Origin of the sequence: Celeribacter ethanolicus (assembly GCF_001550095.1) — a bacterium.
GTDB classification, from domain to species: domain Bacteria; phylum Pseudomonadota; class Alphaproteobacteria; order Rhodobacterales; family Rhodobacteraceae; genus Celeribacter; species Celeribacter ethanolicus.
Map to the genome: position 1 here is coordinate 99428 of NZ_LRUC01000033.1, position 21216 is coordinate 120643.

General features: G+C 61.4%; 22 protein-coding genes and 1 pseudogene. 15 read left to right on the top strand and 8 right to left on the bottom strand.

The window, feature by feature from the left end; translation table 11 throughout:
• Window positions 1–18: 18 nt before the first annotated feature.
• Window positions 19–447, bottom strand: coding sequence for a MerR family transcriptional regulator (locus tag NH195_RS12725; protein ID WP_013959865.1), 429 nt, complete (start codon window positions 445–447; stop codon window positions 19–21).
• A gap of 207 nt (window positions 448–654) precedes the next feature.
• On the opposite strand from NH195_RS12725, the gene NH195_RS12730 reads away from it, so the two are divergent.
• Genes NH195_RS12730 through NH195_RS12790 form a run of 13 tightly spaced genes read left to right on the top strand, consistent with a single transcriptional unit; the run spans window position 655 to window position 11230 of the window.
• Complete coding sequence (locus NH195_RS12730; RefSeq protein WP_026155633.1) at window positions 655–1221, top strand: SCO family protein; 567 nt, start codon at window positions 655–657, stop codon at window positions 1219–1221.
• Between the two features lie 5 nt (window positions 1222–1226).
• Window positions 1227–1649, top strand: a complete 423-nt coding sequence (locus tag NH195_RS12735) for a disulfide bond formation protein B (protein WP_018001722.1) — start codon at window positions 1227–1229, stop codon at window positions 1647–1649.
• The gene (locus NH195_RS12740) at window positions 1646–2305 is read left to right on the top strand and encodes a DsbA family protein (protein WP_018001721.1); all 660 of its coding nucleotides are present in this window, start codon (window positions 1646–1648) and stop codon (window positions 2303–2305) included. The genes NH195_RS12735 and NH195_RS12740 overlap by 4 nt, the downstream gene beginning before the upstream one ends.
• Before the next feature lie 23 nt (window positions 2306–2328).
• Entirely contained in the window at window positions 2329–2796 is a 468-nt protein-coding gene (locus NH195_RS12745; protein WP_018001720.1) for a copper chaperone PCu(A)C, read from the top strand.
• Window positions 2796–3422 carry an SCO family protein gene (locus NH195_RS12750; RefSeq protein ID WP_026155632.1) on the top strand — a complete coding sequence of 209 codons (627 nt, stop codon included), beginning with the start codon at window positions 2796–2798 and terminating at the stop codon, window positions 3420–3422. Before NH195_RS12745 ends, NH195_RS12750 begins: the two co-directional genes overlap by 1 nt.
• Window positions 3419–4792 carry a M23 family metallopeptidase gene (locus tag NH195_RS12755; protein WP_026155631.1) on the top strand — a complete coding sequence of 458 codons (1374 nt, stop codon included), beginning with the start codon at window positions 3419–3421 and terminating at the stop codon, window positions 4790–4792. Before NH195_RS12750 ends, NH195_RS12755 begins: the two co-directional genes overlap by 4 nt.
• 3 nt (window positions 4793–4795) lie before the next feature.
• The gene (locus tag NH195_RS12760) at window positions 4796–5251 is read left to right on the top strand and encodes a DUF411 domain-containing protein (protein WP_018001717.1); all 456 of its coding nucleotides are present in this window, start codon (window positions 4796–4798) and stop codon (window positions 5249–5251) included.
• A 12-nt stretch (window positions 5252–5263) separates the two neighbouring features.
• Window positions 5264–6046, top strand: a complete 783-nt coding sequence (locus tag NH195_RS12765) for a ZIP family metal transporter (RefSeq protein ID WP_026155630.1) — start codon at window positions 5264–5266, stop codon at window positions 6044–6046.
• 28 nt (window positions 6047–6074) lie between these two features.
• Window positions 6075–6533 carry a signal peptidase II gene (gene lspA / locus NH195_RS12770; RefSeq protein WP_018001715.1) on the top strand — a complete coding sequence of 153 codons (459 nt, stop codon included), beginning with the start codon at window positions 6075–6077 and terminating at the stop codon, window positions 6531–6533.
• A complete protein-coding gene (lnt, locus tag NH195_RS12775; protein ID WP_066707507.1) occupies window positions 6500–8113 on the top strand; it encodes an apolipoprotein N-acyltransferase in 1614 nt (537 codons plus the stop codon). Before lspA ends, lnt begins: the two co-directional genes overlap by 34 nt.
• Window positions 8104–8298, top strand: coding sequence for a hypothetical protein (locus NH195_RS12780; protein WP_066707510.1), 195 nt, complete (start codon window positions 8104–8106; stop codon window positions 8296–8298). Before lnt ends, NH195_RS12780 begins: the two co-directional genes overlap by 10 nt.
• Window positions 8295–10232, top strand: coding sequence for a penicillin acylase family protein (locus tag NH195_RS12785; protein WP_066707513.1), 1938 nt, complete (start codon window positions 8295–8297; stop codon window positions 10230–10232). The genes NH195_RS12780 and NH195_RS12785 overlap by 4 nt, the downstream gene beginning before the upstream one ends.
• The gene (locus NH195_RS12790; RefSeq protein ID WP_009815494.1) at window positions 10229–11230 is read left to right on the top strand and encodes a cytochrome c oxidase assembly protein; all 1002 of its coding nucleotides are present in this window, start codon (window positions 10229–10231) and stop codon (window positions 11228–11230) included. Before NH195_RS12785 ends, NH195_RS12790 begins: the two co-directional genes overlap by 4 nt.
• 219 nt (window positions 11231–11449) lie before the next feature.
• Here the strand turns inward: NH195_RS12790 and NH195_RS12795 are convergent, their stop codons facing one another.
• From NH195_RS12795 to NH195_RS12805, 3 genes are all read right to left on the bottom strand, one after another.
• Window positions 11450–11962 carry a L,D-transpeptidase family protein gene (locus tag NH195_RS12795; protein WP_040618649.1) on the bottom strand — a complete coding sequence of 171 codons (513 nt, stop codon included), beginning with the start codon at window positions 11960–11962 and terminating at the stop codon, window positions 11450–11452.
• A gap of 182 nt (window positions 11963–12144) precedes the next feature.
• The gene (locus tag NH195_RS12800) at window positions 12145–12432 is read right to left on the bottom strand and encodes a TFIIB-type zinc ribbon-containing protein (protein ID WP_066707524.1); all 288 of its coding nucleotides are present in this window, start codon (window positions 12430–12432) and stop codon (window positions 12145–12147) included.
• A 34-nt stretch (window positions 12433–12466) separates the two neighbouring features.
• Window positions 12467–14815 carry a heavy metal translocating P-type ATPase gene (locus NH195_RS12805; RefSeq protein WP_066707526.1) on the bottom strand — a complete coding sequence of 783 codons (2349 nt, stop codon included), beginning with the start codon at window positions 14813–14815 and terminating at the stop codon, window positions 12467–12469.
• Window positions 14816–14997: 182 nt separating this feature from the next.
• Between NH195_RS12805 and NH195_RS12810 the strand changes: the two genes are divergently transcribed.
• Window positions 14998–15282: a hypothetical protein gene (locus tag NH195_RS12810; protein WP_066707528.1), complete on the top strand. Its 285-nt coding sequence runs from the start codon at window positions 14998–15000 to the stop codon at window positions 15280–15282.
• A 47-nt stretch (window positions 15283–15329) separates the two neighbouring features.
• On the opposite strand, the gene NH195_RS12815 is transcribed toward NH195_RS12810, so the two are convergent.
• The 4 genes and pseudogenes from NH195_RS12815 to NH195_RS12835 form a co-directional block, all read right to left on the bottom strand.
• The gene (locus NH195_RS12815) at window positions 15330–15992 is read right to left on the bottom strand and encodes a L,D-transpeptidase (RefSeq protein ID WP_009503854.1); all 663 of its coding nucleotides are present in this window, start codon (window positions 15990–15992) and stop codon (window positions 15330–15332) included.
• A gap of 257 nt (window positions 15993–16249) precedes the next feature.
• Complete coding sequence (istB, locus tag NH195_RS12820; protein WP_058317429.1) at window positions 16250–17014, bottom strand: IS21-like element helper ATPase IstB; 765 nt, start codon at window positions 17012–17014, stop codon at window positions 16250–16252.
• Window positions 17011–18509 (bottom strand): annotated as a pseudogene (gene istA / locus NH195_RS12825) (IS21 family transposase). The gene istB and the pseudogene istA overlap by 4 nt, the downstream one beginning before the upstream one ends.
• Before the next feature lie 454 nt (window positions 18510–18963).
• Entirely contained in the window at window positions 18964–20043 is a 1080-nt protein-coding gene (locus tag NH195_RS12835; protein ID WP_066707532.1) for a hypothetical protein, read from the bottom strand.
• A gap of 226 nt (window positions 20044–20269) precedes the next feature.
• Between NH195_RS12835 and NH195_RS12840 the strand changes: the two genes are divergently transcribed.
• The gene (locus NH195_RS12840; protein WP_066707535.1) at window positions 20270–21151 is read left to right on the top strand and encodes a recombinase family protein; all 882 of its coding nucleotides are present in this window, start codon (window positions 20270–20272) and stop codon (window positions 21149–21151) included.
• Window positions 21152–21216: the final 65 nt, after the last annotated feature.

Below are 21216 nucleotides of genomic sequence, written 5' to 3' on the forward strand. Positions count from 1 at the left end.
AATGTTGGCTGAATTCCTTCAGGCCCCGATTTCCTCGTGTTCGGTCAAGCATTCCGAATGGTCCCGCAACACCTCAAGCACCTTGCAATCTCCCGTCCGCCCGCCGCTGCATTCGTGAACCATGCGTTTCAGTTCCGTGCGCAGCGCCTTCAGGCGGGCCATGCGCTGCTCCACCTGTTTGAGCTGGCGACGCGCGATGGCATCAGCCTCATCACAGGGCCGGTTGGGATGGTCGCTGAGGTCGAGCAGCTCGCGGATCGCATCGAGCGAGAAACCGAGTTGTCGCGAATGGCGGATGAAGGACAGCCGGTCGAGCTGTGCATTGTCGTAGCGCCTCTGCCCGCCTTCGGTCCTGCCAGGTTCGGGCATGAGCCCAATCTGTTCGTAGTACCGGATGGTCTGCACCTTCGTGCCAGTCTTCTTTGACAGAGTACCGATCGTGAGCATTTTCGCCTCCATGAAAAAGATACAGTTTGTGTAGGTTTTGCCGTCGGAATAAACAAGTGTCGGTTTCACAGACGCGTGAGTTCAAGCTATACCATGATTTCGTGCTTGAACCTCTAGCGGCTAGAGGATGTATCCGCACTTGCAATAAGAATCAAAAACAGGCGAACAGGATTGTCCCTTACATCGGCACAGAAGTTTCTTTGGGTTTTGGCAGGCGTGGCAGCGCTTGCCTTCGTATGGCTCTTGCTATGGTCCGATTATCGTGCCGATAGCGCCCGAACTGACGCCGAGCCGCCTTTTTTCGCTGAGTTCGAACTGACGGACCACCAGGGTATGGTTCAAACCGAGGAGGACTTTGCGGGGCGCTGGATGCTGGTTTTTTTCGGCTTTACCAACTGCCCCGACGTCTGCCCGACGACCCTATCTGAGGTCGCGGCGGTGATGGACGGTCTGGGCGACGATGCCGCCAAGGTCCAGCCGATTTTCATCACCATCGACCCCGAACGGGACACGCCCGCCGCACTCGCCGAATACGTCCCGCTGTTCGATGCGGGCATCATCGGTCTGACCGGCACGCCGGAACAGATCGCCGCCACATCCGAGACGTTTCCGATCTTCTTTGAACGCGTCGAAGAGGCTGCGGCGCCGGATGGTTACACGATGGGCCACACGTCGCATTTGTTCCTCTTCGATCCCGACGCGGGCTTCGCCGACTCGTGGCCCTACGGCACCTCCGCCGAAGAGATACTCGCCGATCTGGAAGAGAGGTTCTGACCGACATGAACCGTATGTCCGGAGAAACAGCCCTCGGGCTGGCGTGGATCATCGCGCTCGTCGCCTCGCTTGCCGTGCTTTTTGTCGGCGAGGTGCTGGGGCAGACGCCCTGTGTGCTGTGCTGGTTCCAGCGCGCCTTCATGTTCCCCTTGGCCATTGTCCTCGGGCTCGGCCTTTGGTGGCGGGACGGCCGCGTGGGGCGCTACGGCATCGCATTGGCGCTTGGCGGCGGCGCAATCGCCCTCTGGCACATGGGGCTGTACGTCGGTCTTGTTCCCGAACGCGTCCAGCCCTGCACGGCCACCGGCCCCTCTTGCACCGATGACAACCAACTGGTCTTCGGCATCCCTATCCCGCTGATGGCGCTCGCCGCCTTCGCGCTGATCGGGGCGCTGTCGGCCCTTTCATTGAAGGACACACGAACATGAATCGACGCGGCCTGATCCTGTCCGTTCTTGCCCTCGGCGCCGCCGGTTTCGGCGGAGCCACCTGGTTTGCAATCCGCCCCGGCCCAGTGGCCGAAGCGGAGCCCGTTGCTCCGGAACTTGCGGAGGCGATGATCCGCCCCTACTCGCCCATCCTCGGGCCTGCGGATGCGCCCGTCACGATCGTCGAATTCTTCGATCCGGCCTGCGAGGCCTGTCGCGCCTTTCATCCCATCGTGAAGGACATCATGGCCGAGCATGGGGAAGCTGTCCGCGTCGTGATCCGCTACACGCCCTTCCACGGCGCGGCATCCGAGGAAGCCATCCGCGTGCTCGAAGCGGCGCGCATGCAGGACGTTTACGTGCCGGTGCTCGAGGCCGTTCTGCGGGAACAGCCGAGATGGGCGTCGCACGGTGCCCCGGCGCCTGGCCTGATCCTTCAGATCGCCGCCACGGCCGGACTCGATGCCGAAGCCGCGCGCACGCAAATGCTGGCACCCGGTGTCGTGGCGATCCTTAACCAGGATCGTGCTGACGTCGAGGCCGTGGGAATTCGCCAGACGCCCACATTCTTTGTGAACGGCAAGCCGCTCGATCCATTCGGGGAGGCAGAGTTGCGTCGTCTGGTGGCCGCCGAAGTCGCTGCCGCGCAAAGCTGAATGGAAAGGGCAGGATCAGAACGATGAAAAAGTATATTTTGACTGGCACACTGGCCGCGCTTTTGACCCTTGGAGGGCTCTCGGTGCCCGCGCTGGCCGGACCCGAGGATGTTGTCGTCGAGAACGCGTGGTCCCGCGCCTCCATCGGGATGAACCGTCCCGGGGCCGCTTACATGACGATCCGCAACACTGGCGACGAGCCGGTGACGCTGATCGGCCTTACAACACCGCTCGCGATGATGCCCGAAATCCACGAGACGAAGACCAATGCCGAAGGTGTGAGCTCCATGAGCCCGGCGGGGGAGATCGCGATCGCCCCGGGCGAGAGCGTCGCGCTCGAACCGGGGGGCCTGCACGCAATGCTGATGCGGCTACAAGAACCGATGACGGAAGGGGACACCTTTCCGCTGACCCTGCTTTTCGACGACGGAGGCGAAGTGACGGTCAAGGTGCCGATCCTCGGAATCGCCGCGCGGGGGCCAGAGGACTGATGCGGCGACGGGCGGTCCTGGGGTACGGCGCGGCTGGTGTCGGGGCGGTCGCCCTGATGCTCTTCGTCGGTTGGTGGCAGGTCGATGGACCCGGTGGACCCGAACCTGTCGGGCAGCGGCCTGTGGCCCTGACCGAGATGGATTTCCGTCTGACGGATCATGAGGGCAACGCGGTCGGGCCGGAAACCCTGATCGGTCGCCCGACGATGGCGTTCTTCGGCTTCACCTACTGTCCCGATGTCTGCCCGACCACGCTTTCTGACATTTCGGGATGGCTCGACGATCTGGGAGACGAGGCCGACGAGATGAACGTGGTTTTCATCACGGTCGATCCCGAGCGCGACACTGTCGAAACGATGGCCGAATATGTCGGCTACTTCCATCCGGCGATCCGCGGCTGGACGGGACCGGAAGAGCAGATAGCGCGCGTCGCGGACGGCTTCCGCGCCACCTACGAGCGAGTACCGGCGGAGAGCGGCGATTACACGATGAACCACACCGCGAGCGTCTTCCTGTTCGCAGCCTCTGGGCGATTCGTCACCATGATCGACTATCACGAGCCCAAAGAATTCGCGGTGCCGAAGATCCGCCGCGCGCTGGAAGAAGAAATGGAGGGGGCGACATGAGGCTCAGAACTTTGGCGGCTTGTGTCGCAATTGCGGGGACGGTTTCGGGAGCGGCTATCGCCATCTCTGATTCCATGTCGAAAGAACCCGTGCCGCCGGAACTTGCCCAGGCAGGTAGCTGGATGCCCCAAGGTCCTGAAGCCCCCCAGAACGTTGACATCCCCGTGACGCTGCCCGCGGCGGCATGGGCAGACGATGCACCCGACCTCAGCCCGCTGCCCCTTCTGCAGGCCGCGTTTGCCGACAGGCCGGTGCAAGCGATCGAGCCACCCCTGTCGACGTGGTCGCGCGACATTGCTCCGGGCGAAACGCTCGATTTCTTGCTGTCAGAGGCCGGTCTTGCGGCACCTGACAGAGCCGAAGTTGCCCTCGCGCTTGGTGCGGAATACGATCTGCGACGGCTGCGGCCGGGGCACTCGGTCACTGTCGCTTCGACCGTGGACGGCAGCCCCCGCACCGTCTCACTCGCCGTCGAGGACGGGGTTCGGATCGAGGTGGTTTTCGGCGAGCAGATGTCCACGCAGGTCGTGGCTCCGGATCCGGAAATCGTAACCCTTGCCGGCGAAGCCATGATCGACAGCTCGATCTTCGCGGCACTCGACGAAGCCGGCATACCCGCCCGTTTTTCCGTGGACCTTGCGCAGATGCTGGGTGGGACCGTGGATTTCCGCCGCGAGATGGCCGGTGGCGAAACACTAAGGCTTCTCTGGCGTGAGGCGCGGGTCGGAGAGGACAGGATCGGACAGCCCGAACTCGCCTTCGCCGCACTGGAGATCGGCGGTTCGCTTTACGAGATCGTATGGCCGGACGACGGCAGCGGTCAGGCGACGATCTACGTCGATGGCGAGGTGCTGCGCGTCTTCGCACAGCCGGTAGAGGGTGCGCGCCTCAGCTCGGTGTTCGGACGCCGCACGCATCCGGTCTTTGGCAACGTCCGGATGCACACCGGCGTCGATTTTGCAGCGGCACGTGGGACACCGGTTCAAGCGACGGCACCGGGGCGGGTCAATTTCATCGGCTGGCGCGGCGGATATGGTCGCGTGGTCGAAATCTTGCACGGCTCCGACACCATGACGCGCTACGCGCATCTGAGCGCCGTGCCGGAAGACTTGGCACAAGGCCAACGCGTTGCGGCGGGAGACGTGATCGGCCGCGTCGGCGCGACTGGCACGGCGACAGGTCCGAACCTGCACTATGAGGTGCTCGTGGATGGGCGCCCGACTGACCCCCTCTCTGACGACCGGCTCGCCGAAGCGGCCGAGAGCGATGCGGATGATACCGCCGCGCTCTCGCGTCTGGCCGAGGCGCGGGCGCTTCTGAATGAAAACCTCGGCAGCGAGATTGCCAAAACGACAACCGAAAGGCTCTGACCCATGAAACGCATGACACAAGTTCTTGCCATCACGCTCGCCCTGTTCCCAGCGGCCCAGGCCCTCGCAGAGGCAACGGCGATCGACGTCCGCAAGACCAACGGATGCGGCTGCTGCCTCTCGTGGATGAAACATCTCGAAGAGAACGGGTTTGTGCCGACCGGCCAGGACATGTTCGGCGGGCTTCTCGTGCGCTTCAAGCTAGACAACGGCGTGCCGCAGCGCATGGTCTCCTGCCACACCGCGCTCATTGACGGCTACGTGATCGAGGGCCATGTACCGGCCGCTGACATCCGCCGCCTTCTCGAGGAGCGCCCGGACGCCGTCGGCCTCGCTGTTCCGGGGATGCCCTATGGCTCGCCCGGCATGGGGCCAGAAGACGACCGCGAGGCCTATGATGTCTTCCTCATCCGCAAGGACGGGTCGACGGAAGTCTTTTCGAGCTACGCCGAAGGATAATCTGGCCCGCCCATGGAAAATCTGTCTCCGATAATGCTCGGCTTTCTCGGAAGTCTTGCCGCCGGATCGCTCACAGCAGTCGGAGCAGTTCCCGTGCTGTTCGGGCGCATCCCGTCTCGGGCCACACGCGATCTGTCGCTCGGCTTCGCTGCCGGTGTGATGCTCGCCGCTTCTTTCTTTTCGCTGATCATCCCGGCATTGGATGCGGCGGAGCCGATGTTCGAAAACGGCGCGATGCCTGCGGCCATCGTATGCGTTTCGATTCTTCTGGGCATGGGGGCTGTCGCCCTGATGAACGAAAAGCTGCCGCACGAGCACTTCAAGACGGGACGCGAAGGGCCCGAAGCGGCGTCTTTGCGGCGGGTCTGGCTGTTCATCATCGCAATCACGATCCACAACTTCCCCGAAGGCCTTGCGGTTGGGGTCGGCTTCGGATCCGGAGGTATGGAGGGCGGTCTGCCGCTCGCCATCGGCATCGGGCTTCAGAATGCGCCCGAAGGATTGGCCGTCGCTGTATCTCTGCTGGGCGAGGGATATCCGAAGCTGCGCGCCTGGGGCATCGCGGCGCTGACGGGCATGATCGAGCCGATTGGCGGTTTGCTCGGGGCCGGCATCATCACACTGTCGGAACCGCTGCTTCCATGGGGTCTGGCCTTTGCCGCGGGCGCAATGCTCTACGTCATTAGCCACGAAATCATCCCCGAAACCCATCGCAGCGGCCATCAGAACAGGGCGACGCTCGGTCTCGCAGTCGGGCTCGTTCTGATGCTGTTCCTTGATGTCTGGTTGGGATGAGGCAATGTCACTAAACAAGGTATCTCCGATGATCGGCGTCTTCGCAGCACTTGCTGCGTTCGCGATCGATCAGATCACCAAAGCCATTGTCGTTGCGAATGCCGTCACTTTAAGCGCCGGAATTCCCGTGTTTCCGGGATTCAACCTCGTCTTTTATCGTAATGACGGCGTGACTTTCGGGATGTTGGGCGGCGCGCCGTGGTGGAGCCTCATCGCTTTCGCTCTTGCCATCTGTGTTTGGCTGGGGGTTATGCTGTTTCGCGCCGACAATGCGGTGGAAACGCTTGCCTACGGTGCGATCATTGGCGGAGCCCTGGGCAATGTCATCGATCGTGTGCGGTATCGGGCTGTAACAGACTTTCTCGATTTCTACATTGGCACAACACATTGGCCTGCCTTCAACTTGGCCGATGTATTTGTCGTCAGTGGCGTGGGGCTCTTGCTCGCCGCGCCATGGATCAGCGCGCGGCGTTCGATCAAGTCGTGAAGCCGGAAATTCTGAACCGCATCGCTCTGCGCCACCGTTTGCTTTCGCGGATGACGCTTGGTTTCGCCGCCGGGGCGCTGACCGTTCTGACTTTCCCGCCCTTCTCGCTTCTCCTGCTTGTTCCAATTGCCTATTCCGCGTTGTTTGTCGGTCTTCGCGATCTCTCCTTCGGGCGCGCTTTCCTCGTCGGCTGGGCGTTTGGTCTTGGCCAGTTCGGTTTCGGGATTTCGTGGATCGCGGAAAGTTTCTACGTCGAGGCCGGGCGGTTTGGGACGATGGCGATCCCGGCGGTCGCGGGATTGTCCGCAGGTCTCGCGATTTTCCCAGCCATTGCCGCCGCGCTTTTTGCCGAAATCGCGCGGCGCGGAGCCATGGGCAGTCTCTTGGCCTGCCTCCTGTTCGCGACCTCCTGGACCGCTGCCGAGTGGTTGCGAGGTCACGTTTTGACAGGATTTCCGTGGAACCTCGCCAGCTACGCTCTGGTCGATTACGCCGCTTTTCGCCAGCCCGCCGCCTGGGTCGGAAGCTATGGGTTAAGCTTTCTCACCGTGTTCGTTGCGTTACTCCCCGGCGCGGCTGCCATGGCGTCCGGGCGGCAACGATTGACCATTTCGCTCATGGCGCTGGCCGGCATAGCGACGATGTGGGCTGTCGGCACGCTTCGCCTCCAGTCGGATGCACAACAGCCACCCGGTGTCGATTTGCGCATCGTCCAGGGCAACATTCCACAAGAGGAGAAATGGGCGCCCGAGAACCGCGAGGCGACCTTCGCGCGCTATCTTGAGCTTTCAACCCGGCGCGGCGATTTCGACGTTCTTCTCTGGCCGGAAACCGCCTTTCCGGGTTTCCTCGATGAGGATACGGAGGCACAGGCCCGCATTGCCGCTGCGCTACCGGAAGGCAGCGTGCTGCTCACCGGGGTGCCGGACCGTGTACCGAGTGAGGATGGGATCCAATATTTCAACACGGTCCAGGCTTTTGGCGAGACCGGCAAAATCCTGACCGGATACGCGAAACACCATCTCGTACCCTTCGGCGAATATGTGCCATTCCGCGGCTGGTTGCCCATCGAGCGGCTCACGGCGGGTCTGGGCGATTTTACGCCCGGACCGGGCCCGCGAACGCTTGCGCTTCCGGGTGTGCCGCTGGTCGCCGTGGCGATCTGCTATGAGATCATCTTCCCAGGGCATGTGGTCGACGACCTGTTCCGGCCGGACTGGATTTTCAATGCGACCAACGATGCTTGGTTCGGAACCAGCATTGGACCGGAGCAGCATCTCGCCTCCGCACGCATGCGCGCTGTCGAGGAAGGGCTTCCCATCGTCCGGGCCGCAAACACAGGGATCTCCGCGATCATCGACGCAAACGGTGACCTCGTCGCGCGGCTCGGCAACGGAGAAACCGGTGTCATAGATGCGGCTCTGCCCTCTGCTCATCCGTCAACGCTCTATGCGCGCTTCGGCGACTGGGCGCTGCTGGCTCTCATCTTCACTACTTGGGCCGTGGGACTGGCTGCAGGTCTGGTCGGCACACACCGGTGCAACAAGAGAACAAGAACGGAGAAAAAGTCATGCTGGTAATCGCGGGCATTGTCGCGGGTGCGATCTGGGGTGGATATCTGGCGCGACGCCGAAAAGGAAACCGGCTGGATATCCTCCAGTATGCGGCGAGTTCGGCGATCGCCTTCGGTCTTCTCACCTATTTCATATCGGTGGTCCTCTTGCGCATCTTTTTTAAGAAGGGTTTCGAAACAGCACCGACATGAGACGGCTTTTCAACATATTGCTGTACGGGTTTCTGGCAATCTGCATCACGGTATCGGTTGGTTCCGGGTTGGTCTATTTTCTGCTGAGCGCATCCGTTCCCGATTACGACGAGGACTTCACGGTCGCAGGCTTAGGCGGACCGGTCGACATTCTGCGAGATTCTTCGGCAGTCCCGCACATCTCCGCAGCTTCCGCTGCGGATGTTTACTTCGCGATCGGCTTCGTTCACGCCCAAGACAGGCTCGGTCAACTGTTAAGGGCAAGGCGAAAAGCGGAAGCTTCGTGGCCATCGGATGAGATCTTGGACCTTGAGCCAGCGGTCTCAGACGCGCTCGCATCCTATGCCGCCGGCGTTAATGCGTGGCTGGAGCTAGTGTCGGAAGGCGGGCGTGGCCGAGGCTCTCCGGAGCTGCTGATCGCAGACGAACGGTCGATCGCGGCCTGGACACCCGGCGATAGCCTGAGGATTGCCCGGTCTTTCCTGAATGGCCTGCGACCGGGAAGCGCACGGGAAGGAATGCCGAGTATATCAGGTGCCATTATACCGGCGGATCGCCTGAGAGTGCCCGAACTGTTTGCGACTGATCCGGAGCAGCGCCTTGATGCATGGGCGATCGACGGCGACCGAACAGCGACCGGAACGCCAATTCTAGCCGCCGATATCAGCGGTTCCCTGTCGCTTCCCTCGGAATGGTATCTCGCAGATCTTCAATTTTCGACAGGGCCGGCCATAGGGGCCACAATACCGGGCGTACCTTTCGTTATTGTCGGTCGCAATGCGCGCGTCGCCTGGGCCTTCCGGTCATTTCCCGTGCCAGACGAGGAGGCACCAAGGGGGCCGTCACCCGTGCGGGCGGCAGGTTTCCTGACGATGCTGGAGCTGTTCGCGCGTTCGGCCGACGCGACCGATGCCATCGGAGTTGCCGCAGACATGTTGCCGAAGGGCATGGAGGCATTGGCCATTGACCGAGAGACCGTTGCCCGATGGCCAAGAGCGGAGGCCGTACGGGCGTCGTCTTTTCGCGACATTCGACTGGCGGAGCTTGAAGCGCGGCAATCGATCTTCTCGACGGAAGGCGCCATCGGTGTTCAAAGGGACACCGTAAGTTCCGTGGCGCGAACCCTCCTGCCCCTGATGGCGAAAGAGCTTTGGTTCGTGCAGTCCAGAGACAGCATCGAAGGCACCGATGCGGACAGCCTTCGTCGTGAGCTTCTGGACAGGCTTGCCTCGTGGAATGGCGAAATGGATCGCTATTCACCGGAACCTCTGCTGTTCTGGACCTGGGTCCGGGCTTTGCAGCAGCGCATTTTGAAGGACGAGTTTCCGACAGCGGAGCAACTCTGGACCCGTCCGAACCCAAACTTTCTTTATGCGGTACTCAGCGATCGTCGCGGTAGCGCGATCTGGTGCGACATCCGCCTATCCTCACCTCGCGAGACATGTGAGGAGCAGGTTCGCGTGGCCCTGGATGATGCCCTTGGCTGGCTGGTCGATCGATATGGGCGCGATCCCTCGACGTGGACCTGGGGGGAGGAGCATAGATTGGACATGCAGTGGTCGCCAATCAGTTCACGTGGGTTGCTGACCGACCTGCTGTCCCTTCAAGCGCCGATTTCAGGCGATCCGTATACGCTATTCTTGACATCATTTGGTGTCGAAGAAGACCGTCCATTCCTTGTGAGTGCCGGAAGCAATTTTCAGGCGGTCATGTCGATATCGGAAGCAGCGGGATCATACTACATCTCGCCCACCGGACAGTCGGGACATCCGCTATCTCGATTCTACGACAATCTCTTTCCCTCCTGGATACGAGGCGAATACCTGGCCATGTCGACCGATCTGTCACTGGCCCGTGGCGGCGCTTCCGGGATCTCGCGACTCACACCGGCTACCTCGGACAGTCCTCGGATGAGCGAGGGCCAGAGCGAATGATCACGAACCTCTTCTTTCTTTACGACCCTTTCGGCGATGCGCTGTCACCGGTGTCGCTCATTGTTGTCGGCCTTACAGCATGGCTGTTTTTGCGTGGGCTCAAAATACACGTTCGCTGTCTCGGAAGGGTTTCTGGCTGGCGTCGAACCGTCTTCTTTGTCGGCCTCGCGGTCGTCCTCGTCGCGACGAATGGGCCGCTCCCGCCATTGGGGCACAGTCTGTTTTCTGTACATCAGGTCGAGCATCTTCTTCTGCGACTGGTAGGACCGCTTCTTATCGCGGTTTCTCAGCCCTGGCTTGGCCTTCAAGCCGGATTGAAAAGGGAATGGCGCCGACGCCTTGCCGCGATTGGGCGTGCGCGCATCCCGCGATTCTTGGCGCTTCCTGCATCTGCCACCTCCCTGTTGATTGGCGCGCTTTTCGTCTGGCAGATCCCGATGATCTACGCCCTTACACAACGTATTGCGGCGATGGAAGCGCTGGCACATCTGTCTATGGTGCTGGCGGGGCTTTGGTACTTTGCTATGCTGTTCGATCCGCGTGATCCGCCTGAAGGAGCGCGGCGCGGTGCTCGACTGATGTCAGGGTTCGTGGTGATCGTTTCCAACATCTTTCTGGGCTCCCTGACAACGCTCAAGGAGGTGCCCCTCTATGGATCAGAAATCATCGCAGCGAGCGGTGGTCGACTTCGCGCCCTGGCTGACGAGACAATCGGCGGCTACGTAATCTGGGTCCCGTCGTCGATGGTTCTCATCGTGGCAATCATCCTGGTGCTCAACGGCTGGAACGCGGCGGAGGAACGGCGCTGGACGTCCCGCTACGACCTGATGCGCCAATCGAATGCGGCGGCGCTCGAGTTTCCGGAAACCGCGGAGGAACTGCGTCTGAAAGTAGAGAAGCCGAACCGGGACATGGGCCGTACCCTCGCCCTTGGCGCATTCGCCATGTTCATGGTTGTCATGATTACCGTCGTGACCATCGTCTATGCCCTCGGATAGATTGAATTCGACATGATACCAGACGTATTCTTCCCCGCTAGGGCCCGCCTGTTTCGCCACTGCCACGGCTGGACACATATTGTAGTGTCCTTACGCGTACCGGGTGCTTGCGCTGGCCCACGGCGGCGAGCGTCACTTTGGCCGTGATCGCCATCGAAGCGATCAACGTCGCCCTGTGCCGACGATTTGCCTGATTTGACGGAAGATCATCTCCTCCCATCAGGCGTAGATGTCGATCGGTGTTCCGTCTTTCACCATTGCATAGATGTCCTCGATCTGCCGATCTGTGACCGCGATGCAGCCAGCTGTCCAGTCGCGGACGTCCGTTGGGTCGATGCCTGGGCGTGGACCACCATGGATGAAGATGTCGCCGCCGGGGGAAAGGCCCTGCGCTTCAGCAAAGGCGATGTCGGCCTCATTCGGATAGGAGATGCCAACCGAAAGATGATACGTGCTTTCGGGGTTGCGCTTATCGACTACGTAAGCGCCCTCAGGGGTCCGGCCGTCTCCCTCGAATTGCTTGTGACCCTCAGGAGCGAAACCCAGCCCGACCGGATAGGTTTGCAATACGCGATCGGCTCCGTCCAGAACAAGCAAACGCTGCCCCTTGTAAAGCCGAACACGGGTCACCTCGGGTCCGCCATAGCTGCGGAACTTGCTGGCACAGCCAGACAAAAACGCTGCCAACCCGCCCAACAGGACGGCGCGGCGGGGAAATCGGATGGTTTTCACTGCTCGATGCCTCTTTCGTGAGGTCTGATATGGACATTACGTTACCTTGCAAATGCTGCGTGATCAATGTCCGTGGGCAAGCGCGGCCTTTGCCATCTCTGGACCAACCTGCTCACCGCTGAATGCCTTGCGGGCCTACCGCAGCGCCTTGAGGGCGACCGGCAGGGAGGCCACGGCAAGCCTTAATCGAACAACTCGTGAAGCCAGGATTTGCGGCGATAGCCGTGCTTGCCGTCGCCGCCGCCGTGCTTTCCGCGCCGGTAGCCGCGATCATCGTCGTAGCCGCGCGGCTCAGGCACCCGCTGAGGCGTCACATCGGGTGCCGAACGCTCGATGATCTTGTCCAGTTCGCCCCGGTCTAGCCAGACACCCCGGCAATCGGGACAAAAGTCGATCTCGATCCCCTGGCGGTCGGTCATGCTCAAGGGCACCTCGCAAACCGGACACATCATCCTGCCCTTCACGCTCATGTCTCGTCTCGGCTCCTTTCCGGGTTCTCCCAGTTCAATGACCATGTGCCAGCGCCCCTTTGGCCAAGCCTTCGCCAACCTGCTCACCGCCGGACGGCGGTGCCTTGGCCTCTTGGCTGTTCAGCAGGCGCAGGGCGTTGGCCACCACCAGCAATGACACTCCTACATCGGCTGCAATAGCGCCCCACATCGATGCCACTCCGAACGCAGTAGCGACGACGAAAACGCCCTTGGTCGCCAAGGAAATACCGATGTTCTGACGGATAATCGACATTGTCCGGCGCGAATGACCGATCAGCCAAGGCACCTTGCCGAGATCGTCGGTCATCAGGGCTATATCCGCCGTCTCGATTGCCGCGTCCGAACCAACGGCACCCATTGCGATGGCGTAATGCGCGCGCGCCATGGCCGGGGCGTCGTTGACCCCGTCGCCGATCATGGCCACCATGTCATGCGTTTCGACCAGTTCTTCGATGGCAGTCACCTTGTCTTCGGGCAGAAGCTCGGCACGGACCTCGTCGATGCCGACCTCGGCTGCAACAGCGCGCGCTGTCCGCTCGTTGTCACCGGTCAGCATGACGATGGTCTTCACACCCTGCGCGTGAAGCTGCGCCACGATGCCTTTGGCATCCGGGCGGATACGGTCGCGCAATTCCAAGATGCCGGTGACACCGGTGTCGTCGCCCACGGCAACAAGGGTGCTGCCAGCCCCTTCGATGCGGTCGCGCAAATCCTTCGGAATGGCGTCGCCGAAACCCTTCTCCTCGGCAAACCGGTCCGACCCCAGCCAGATCGACCGGCCGTCTGTGCGTCCTTCAAGTCCCCTGCCCGGAACGGTTCGGGTATCTTCCGCGGCGGATACCTTGATGCCGTCGGCTTCTGCCCGCGCAAGAATGGCGCGCGCCAAGGGATGCGAGGAACGTGCCTCCAGCCCAGCGGCGAGGGTCATCAGATCTTGCGCCGATGCTTTGCCCAGCGGATGCACCGCCGCCACCTCGGGCTCGCCCATGGTGATCGTGCCGGTCTTGTCCATGGCCAGTGCAGTGGTCTTGCCCGGTGCCTCAACATATGCACCGCCCTTGATCAGCACCCCGGCCCGCGCTGAGGCGGTGAGTGCAGCGACGATGGAGACCGGTGTCGAGATGACCAGAGCGCATGGGCAAGCGATCACCAGCAGCACGAGTGCATTGTAGAACCAATAATCCCAGGCCCCCCCGAAAATGAGCGGCGGCAGCAGGGCAATTGCAATGGCGAGAGCCATGACGATAGGCGTGTAGATGCGGGCGAACTTCGCCACCCACTGCTCCACCGGCGCGCGGCGGGCATGGGCGTCACCGACCATGCGGATGATCTTGGCCAACACGGTATCCGAGGCGGCCTTCGTGGCGCGCACCGTCAGTGTGCCTTCGCCGTTGATCGTACCGGCATAGACTTCGTCGCCCCGTTCCTTTGGGACCAGCGCACTCTCTCCGGTGATTGGCGCCTGATCGACGGCCCCTGCCCCATCGACAACCTCACCATCCAATGGGATGCGGTCTCCGCCGCGCACGACGAAACGTGCGTTGATAGCAACCGCAGAAGCCGGAACGTCCGCTTCCGAGCCGTCATCATTAAGAACTCTTGCCGTCGGCGGCGCCAGGTCGAGCAGAGCTGAAACCGCATTCCTCGCACGCCCGACGCTCCAGCTTTCGAGGAAAAGCGAGAGCGAGAAGAAGAACGCGACCGTCGCCGCCTCGAAAAATTCGCCGAGGCCAATTGCACCCGCGACTGCGACGACCATCAGCAGGTTCATGTCGGGCGACAGCCTCCGTGCAGACGACCATGCCTTGGGTGCCACGAGCCAGACACCGAACAGGATCGCAACCGCGAATAGCCCTGCCTCGACCAGTGGCATCGGCGCTTCGCCGTGCCCTGCGAAGAGGCCGAGTGCCCCCCCCATGCCGGTCTCGATGATGTGCCACAGAAATCCCGCGGCCCAGAAGCCGCCACTGAGCGCCGTAAACAGCCGCTGGCGTGCAAGATGGGCCGCCTGGTCGACCGACGCGTTTTCGGCATCCCAGGGCTTGGCGGTCATGCCGGTGCTTGCGACCAGTTCTGCAATTTCGCCGTCCGATACACTCTTGGCGCTGTCGAGAATAGTCATCCGTCCATTGATCACGTCGAACGCGAGATGCTCGGCCCCGCCGATCTTCGGGCCGACCACCTTGTTCAGGATTGCTACCTCCTCGGCGCAATCGAGGCCGGACACCTGAAAACTGCGCCCGCCCGCTGGCGCGGGCGTCGTTGGAACGATGTCGCCGCACGTTCCGGCGCTCCCGCAGCAGCTGCCGCCGCTTGTCTGGGCATCTTCGGCGTGATCGTGACGATGGGTGTCGGACGGCATGAATGGACCTCTGGATTCGGGTGCTTTGTAATGACATAGCCCCTACAGTAGCTAGAGCTTCAAGAGCAAAATACGGTGGTATTTCAGTTTGTTTTATTGCTAGAGGGTGCGGTGACCGGCTCTATCATTCCTTGAGGCATGAAAAGCCGATGCAAAGAAAAACAGACACGAAAGGAAGCTTGATGCGGGTTTTGATGCTGAAGCAAAAAATAATGGTTGCAGTGGCGCTATCGCTTACGGCCGGGTGCGCAGTCCAGCCGACTGGGCCGGGCGACGCGGCAGACCAGCGGGGCAACGTTCCCGAAGCTGTGATTGCAATGGCTGCCCCGGATCAGGATGTTGCAACCGCGCGCTTGGTGCCGGAAGACGGGTGCTACTGGTACGAACACAGCGGCCCCGTTGAAACGACCTTGCTGCCGCTGCGCACGGCGAACGGCAATCCGATCTGCGTCGCGCGGGAAGCGTGACGACGACCCGCACGTCACATCATTTCGCTCAAAGCTAATTACCTCATTCAACTTCTCGCGGTAACACTGTCCTCAGCCGAATAAAGATGTGCTGTCGATCCAATCTCGACGTTCGGATAAAGCTCGTTGATGTGTGCCATAACCATCCGCACGCAACCCGAACTCGCGCGCCCTCCGATGCTTCTCGGATAGGGTGTGCCGTGTATCCGAAGATAGGTGTCGCGATCTCCGACATAGAGATAGAGCGCCCGCGATCCCAAGGCGTTTTGAGGGCCGGGTTCCATCCCGTCGGCCCATCTTGCGTTTTCGGGATCCCGCTCGATCATGTTCTGTGTCGGCGTCCAGTGCGGCCACCTGACCTTGCGCTTGATGTTATAAACACCTGGCTCGTAGAGGTTGCCCCGCGCGATCGCCACGCCGTAGCGCATCGCGGTTCCACCCTCCTCAATGTGGTAGAGATATCGCGCAACCGCATCGACATGGATGTCTCCTGGCACGAGGCCGTCCTTCGCGTCCACACGCTGAGGCAAGAAGCGCGGGTGTAGCCCCCAAGGGTTTGACGTGGCCGGATCGAAGCCGGGCGGGCTGACTTGCGCGTCCCATTCAGCCTTCTGCGCTTCGGTGGGCCAGCTATCGGCAAACACAGGGTTGGCCACAGTCGCCGAAAAGAGCGCTGTTGTCGTTTGAATAAAGTGTCGTCTTGTCAGCATGTCATACCCTCTCGGTTCCCACCGGCGATCAATGGCAAGAACGATATACATTCTCGTCGACTAGATAGGACTTCTAGTGGCTAGAGGTTCAAGGGCAAATTTTCGTGAACGCATGCACGTGTCAACGGCGGAGTAAAATTCGGCCATTGTGGCGGAGCAAAAGTCGGCCAGTTTGGGGCGAGCGCCTTGGAGCGTGCGGCCCTCATATAGCAAGCCCGGTCCAAGGCGCATTGGCCGTCAGGCCAATTCTGTGAGGTTCATTTGTTAGCGGCGGCGAGGCGGGCGCGGCTTTGATTGAGGCGGTAGCTTTCGCCGTTCATCTCGAGGATGTTGACGTGGTGTGTCAGCCGATCCAGCAGCGCGCCGGTCAGGCGTTCGGTGCCGAAGGTTTCGGTCCACTCCTCGAAGGGCAGGTTGCTTGTGATCAGGGTCGACCCTCGCTCGTAGCGCTGTGAGATCAGCTCGAACAGAAGCTCGGCGCCGGTTTTGCTCAAGGGGACGAATCCCAGCTCGTCGATGATCAGCAGTTTGACCTTGGCGAGTTTGCGCTGGAGTTGCAGGAGGCGTTTTTCGTCGCGGGCCTCCATCATCTCGTGCACGAGGGCTGCGGCGGTCACGAAGGCGACAGGCAATCCTTTCTGGCAGGCAGCCAGTCCCAGCCCGAGGGCGACATGGGTCTTGCCGGTGCCGGAGGGACCGAGCGCGATCACATTCTCCTTGCGTTCGATCCATTCGCAGCGCGCCAGCTCCAGCACCATCATCTTGTTGAGCGACGGGATCGCCTTGAAGTCGAAGCTGTCCAGGCTTTTGATGGTCGGGAACTTTGCGGCCTTGATCCGGCGTTCCACCATGCGCCGTTCCCGGTCGATCAGTTCCAGCTCGGTCAGCCGGGCCAGGTAACGCACGTGATCTACGCCTTCAGCGGCGCAGATACGGGCCTGCTTGTCATGTTCACGCAAGAACGTGGGCAGCCGAAGCGTTTTGAGATGGTGGGCCAGCAGCAGTTCGGGTGCATCCGTCATGCCCCACCTCCTGCCAGCAGGCTCATGTAGGATGCGGCGGAGGTGGTGGTGATGTTGGTTCTGGGCAGGAAGGGATAGACATCCAGATCCAGCCTCGGAGGCCTTTGCTCGACCCTGCACAAGATCAGGTGCTTGATTGCATCGAAGCTGACCGCTCCCATTCGCAGGGCATCTTTGACGGCAAGATGCAGCACGTCAATCTCGAAGCGCTCCAGAAGGCGCAGGACCTGCACATACTCGCGCTTGCCGGCTTTCCCTGCCGGGCTTCCAGCAGTCGGCGCAGGGTTTTGAACGCTTCGGGCAACTCCCAGCCCTGCAGAGGCGCGGCCTGATCGAAGGACATGATCTTGCGTTCGATCAGCGCCAGGTAATGCAGTGGATCAAACACCATGTCGCCGGTGTCATAGGAGCGCGAATGCTCAGCGATCACCTCGGCGCCGCAGCCGATAACAACCCGGGTCACGAAGCCCTTGATCCAGACCGCACGGTGGCCGCAGGCAACCGGCACCGAGTAATCATTGCCGCGATAACGCACCACCGATGTCGATGTGACCTGGCCACTTTGCAACTCACAGGCCTCAAAGGGGGTGCCGGGCAAATCCCGCATCGCCGCGAGATCGGCCTTCAGCCGTTCCCCGATGCTGACCTTGTGGCCACGCAGAACATCACCCTGGCGCTTGCGGCACTGCTCTTCCAGGTGAGCGTTGAACGCGTGCCAGTCCGGAAAGGACGGGATCGGCACCATGAAGTTGCGACGTCCGTAGCCGACCAGCCCCTCCACGGCCCCTTTGTCATTGCCCTTGCCGGGACGGCCATAGCGGTCCCGGATCACGTAATGCGACAACATCGCGCTGAACCGCTGGGTTCTTTGCCGGGAGCCATCCGGCAGAATCCGGGCTACCAGGCAGCGGTCATTGTCATAAAGAACCGACTGGGGAACCGCGCCGAAGAACGCAAAGGCATGGACATGGCCGTCAAGCCACGTCTCGGTATTGGCCGCAGGATAGGCCCGGATGTAGCATGCGTCGCTGTGCGGCAGATCGAGGGCAAAGAAGTGTGCCTTCTGCTCGACGCCGCCGATCACGACAAGCGCTTCACCAAAATCGGCCTGTGCATGACCGGGCGGATGGCTCAGCGGCACGAACATCTCCTTGCCGGTCCGCTTCCGGTCTCGAACGTAATCCTTGACGATGGTGTAGCTGCCATCAAAACCGCACTCGTCCCGCAACCGCTCGAAAATACGCTTGGCGGTGTGACGCTGCTTGCGAGGGCGGCTCCTGTCTTCAGCAAGCCATTGGTCCATCTGGCTGGTGAACGCATCCAGCTTCGGGCGCCTGATCGGCGCTGTCCGCCGATATCCCGGCGGTTCCGAATAGGCCAACATCTTCGCAACACTGTCCCGGCTGATCCCAAAATCCCGGGCAATCTGACGCCCGCTCAATCCATCCTGGAAATGAGCGTGACGCACCTTCAAATACAAGTCCACGGTGTATATCCCCAAGCCCTCCCGAAATCCGAAAGGGCAAAAGTGGACGACTTTTACGCCGCCCGCGACAACACTATGCCGTCGCTACCGTGGCCAAGTATTGCTCCGCCGTTCACAGGCATTGATCAAGATCTGAGCGGTGATCGGCTGTTTCGGCTTCATGGGGCGGTCGCCCAACTCTATAAACTGACCCCGTGTGTCCACGGGGAGATCGCAATTTTCGTGCCCCAGTTTGTGCGCCCAAGAGACTTATTCTTTCGTGATTTCGAAATGAAGAATTTGAGGCTAGAGCGACTAGAGGATCCCACAGATAGGTGAAAACACTGCAAATCCATCTGACTACTATTGCTGAGCCGCGCGTCGAAATAGACTGTCTCATATTTTCATTCTGTCACGATTCAGCGCCTCCGTTGAACTATCAACAGATGTTACGCACCAAAACGAGTGCTTCTGTAGAGGTGTTTCATGGCATCGCCCGCCACATGCGGAAACGCCCTTGCCCGGTCACCTCGCGGATCAGGTCGCGCGTTTCCATCCAAGCAAGGTTGCGCTGGACGGCGCCGCGGCTGGCACCGGTCAGGGTCTCGGCCATTGGGGCGGAGACGAGGGGCCATTCGGTCAGCACAGCGCGCAATGCAGGTGGTGTCCTGCCAGAGAGCGGGGCCATCATGGCTTCCGCCCGCACTGACCATGCCTGGATATCGTCGAGGTGCCGCATCGCGGTCAGGCATGCTGTTTCCATTCCCTCGAGCCAACGCTCCAAGCGCTCAGCAGGTGGGCCACTGGCGCGCAGCCCCCCTGCCCCGCGCATAGCCAGAGGCGCAAAGATGGCCCCGCGATTCGAATTCGGGCCTTCGCTCGCGGCAATGCGTGCGGCGGTAACCGCTGCTTCCGTCCGGTCGCCCTGTTGCCTGAGGCCCGCAAGGTTCCAGAGGTGAAACCCCATGCAGGCGCGTGTGATCGAGTGCAGGTCGGCGGCTTGCGCCATCAGGTCAAGCCAACCGACCGCGCGATCCGCAAAGGGCTCGGCTTCATTGGCCATGTTTTCAGGGTCACGGCGATCGAGGAAAGCGGATAGGTCCACCTCTGGGCCGGGACCGCCTGTCAGACGCCGCACCGCCCATCCGACACGCGCGAGTGCTGCGGTGTCGTCCTGCACACCCGACAGGCGCATGGATATCCAGAGGGCCAGCCGATCCGGGCCAATTCGGTCGCCCACAAACCAGCTGAGGTCTGCCGCCTCCATCAGCGCGAGCCTATGCCGCCAGCCCTCCGGGCCACGGTGCAGACGGTCATCCAGCGCGCCAATCCGGCCCGCCACACGGGCGAGACGGGCGGCATTGCCTGCCTCTGCCTTCCGCCAGTCGTCGAGGACTGCGGTTTCACGCAGCTCTGCCCTCGGTCCGGGCGGCAGATAATCCGGCTCCACTTCCATCGGACCGGGCAGGAACCACAGATCGTCCTCAGACGTCACTTCAAGCCCCTCCGCATCCACTAGAGGATCATCAAAACTATTATACTGCGTAGTTACTTGAGGCTTCATATGTGCAAAATATGGCAGTTTTGCAGTTTACCCAAGTGTTTTGTCAGGGTGCGCCTGTACACCTTATATAGCACGCGCGCGCGGTGGTCTGCGAGATCTCTCTGATCGCGCTCAGCGTATGAAAACCAAGGGGTTTTTGATGAGCGGCACCACAGAGAGCGCCCTTGCATCTGTTTACAAACGGTCGTTTATTAGCGATATCTTAAATTGCAAACGGCTCTTTTCCATGCCCCTGATAGGCTATGCGCGCGTATCCACAGAGGATCAAACCCCCCTGCCCCAGTCCGAGGCCCTTCAATCTGCGGGTTGCGCAGAGATCTTTGAAGAGCACGCCTCAGGTGGCAATCGGGCGCGGCCGGTGCTTGCACGTGTGCTGGAGCGGATTGGCAAGGGCGACACGCTGGTCGTCGTGCGGATCGACCGGCTTGCGCGGTCTCTGTCGCACTTGCTTGAGGTGATCGAAAGACTGGAGGGCAAGGGGGCGTTCTTCCGCTCGCTCCAGGACCCGATCGACACTGCCTTGCCCCAGGGCAAGTTCACGTTGCAGGTTCTGGGCGCTGCGGCTGAGTTCGAACGCGCTCTGATCCGCGAGCGTACCAAAGCCGGACTTGCCTCGGCACGCTCAAAGGGCCGCGTCGGCGGCAACCCAGGTCTTCGCGCCAAGGACCCTGAAGCGCTGCGCAAGGTACGGCTGGCGCGGCAGGATGGCTACATGGAGCGCCTCAACGAGACCGCGCAGGATTGGGTGCCCCATGTGCGCCGCCTGCGCCCCGATATGGCTTGGGAAGACGTGCTGCGGATCATCAATGGCCCCCTGCCCCATGATCGGCGCTGGACGCAAAGCCGCCTGCTCCGCGCCGTGAAGGCATACGTGGCGGACGGATTCCTGCCGGCTGAAGTGCTTGGGCGCGCCGGTCGTCGCGAAACCGACGATCGCCTGCCTGCGATTGTCGCCGCAATCAAAGGTGCTGACCCCGAGATCACCTTGCAGGCAATCTGCGACCGACTGGAATCCATGCGTGAGCGCACCCCTCGCGGTCGCACCAGCTGGCAGCCTTCCTCAGTCAGAATGCTGCTGGAGCGGGCAGAGCGTCTCGGCCTTTTGTAGGCGGCGATGGTCGGCAAACTACTCCTGTCACTCGGCCAAAATCTTACAGAATCATCGCCTCAACT

What these genes read in the sequence shown, in the direction of transcription:
- NH195_RS12725 (WP_013959865.1), bottom strand. Translation starts at nt 447, where the DNA reads ATGCTCACGATCGGTACTCTGTCAAAGAAGACTGGCACGAAGGTGCAG.
- NH195_RS12735 (WP_018001722.1), top strand. Translation starts at nt 1,227, where the DNA reads ATGAACCGTATGTCCGGAGAAACAGCCCTCGGGCTGGCGTGGATCATC.
- NH195_RS12740 (WP_018001721.1), top strand. Translation starts at nt 1,646, where the DNA reads ATGAATCGACGCGGCCTGATCCTGTCCGTTCTTGCCCTCGGCGCCGCC.
- NH195_RS12745 (WP_018001720.1), top strand. Translation starts at nt 2,329, where the DNA reads ATGAAAAAGTATATTTTGACTGGCACACTGGCCGCGCTTTTGACCCTT.
- NH195_RS12750 (WP_026155632.1), top strand. Translation starts at nt 2,796, where the DNA reads ATGCGGCGACGGGCGGTCCTGGGGTACGGCGCGGCTGGTGTCGGGGCG.
- NH195_RS12755 (WP_026155631.1), top strand. Translation starts at nt 3,419, where the DNA reads ATGAGGCTCAGAACTTTGGCGGCTTGTGTCGCAATTGCGGGGACGGTT.
- NH195_RS12760 (WP_018001717.1), top strand. Translation starts at nt 4,796, where the DNA reads ATGAAACGCATGACACAAGTTCTTGCCATCACGCTCGCCCTGTTCCCA.
- NH195_RS12765 (WP_026155630.1), top strand. Translation starts at nt 5,264, where the DNA reads ATGGAAAATCTGTCTCCGATAATGCTCGGCTTTCTCGGAAGTCTTGCC.
- lspA (WP_018001715.1), top strand. Translation starts at nt 6,075, where the DNA reads ATGATCGGCGTCTTCGCAGCACTTGCTGCGTTCGCGATCGATCAGATC.
- lnt (WP_066707507.1), top strand. Translation starts at nt 6,500, where the DNA reads ATGGATCAGCGCGCGGCGTTCGATCAAGTCGTGAAGCCGGAAATTCTG.
- NH195_RS12780 (WP_066707510.1), top strand. Translation starts at nt 8,104, where the DNA reads ATGCTGGTAATCGCGGGCATTGTCGCGGGTGCGATCTGGGGTGGATAT.
- NH195_RS12785 (WP_066707513.1), top strand. Translation starts at nt 8,295, where the DNA reads ATGAGACGGCTTTTCAACATATTGCTGTACGGGTTTCTGGCAATCTGC.
- NH195_RS12790 (WP_009815494.1), top strand. Translation starts at nt 10,229, where the DNA reads ATGATCACGAACCTCTTCTTTCTTTACGACCCTTTCGGCGATGCGCTG.
- NH195_RS12800 (WP_066707524.1), bottom strand. Translation starts at nt 12,432, where the DNA reads ATGAGCGTGAAGGGCAGGATGATGTGTCCGGTTTGCGAGGTGCCCTTG.
- NH195_RS12805 (WP_066707526.1), bottom strand. Translation starts at nt 14,815, where the DNA reads ATGCCGTCCGACACCCATCGTCACGATCACGCCGAAGATGCCCAGACA.
- NH195_RS12810 (WP_066707528.1), top strand. Translation starts at nt 14,998, where the DNA reads ATGCGGGTTTTGATGCTGAAGCAAAAAATAATGGTTGCAGTGGCGCTA.
- NH195_RS12815 (WP_009503854.1), bottom strand. Translation starts at nt 15,992, where the DNA reads ATGCTGACAAGACGACACTTTATTCAAACGACAACAGCGCTCTTTTCG.
- istB (WP_058317429.1), bottom strand. Translation starts at nt 17,014, where the DNA reads ATGACGGATGCACCCGAACTGCTGCTGGCCCACCATCTCAAAACGCTT.
- NH195_RS12835 (WP_066707532.1), bottom strand. Translation starts at nt 20,043, where the DNA reads ATGAAGCCTCAAGTAACTACGCAGTATAATAGTTTTGATGATCCTCTA.
- NH195_RS12840 (WP_066707535.1), top strand. Translation starts at nt 20,270, where the DNA reads ATGCCCCTGATAGGCTATGCGCGCGTATCCACAGAGGATCAAACCCCC.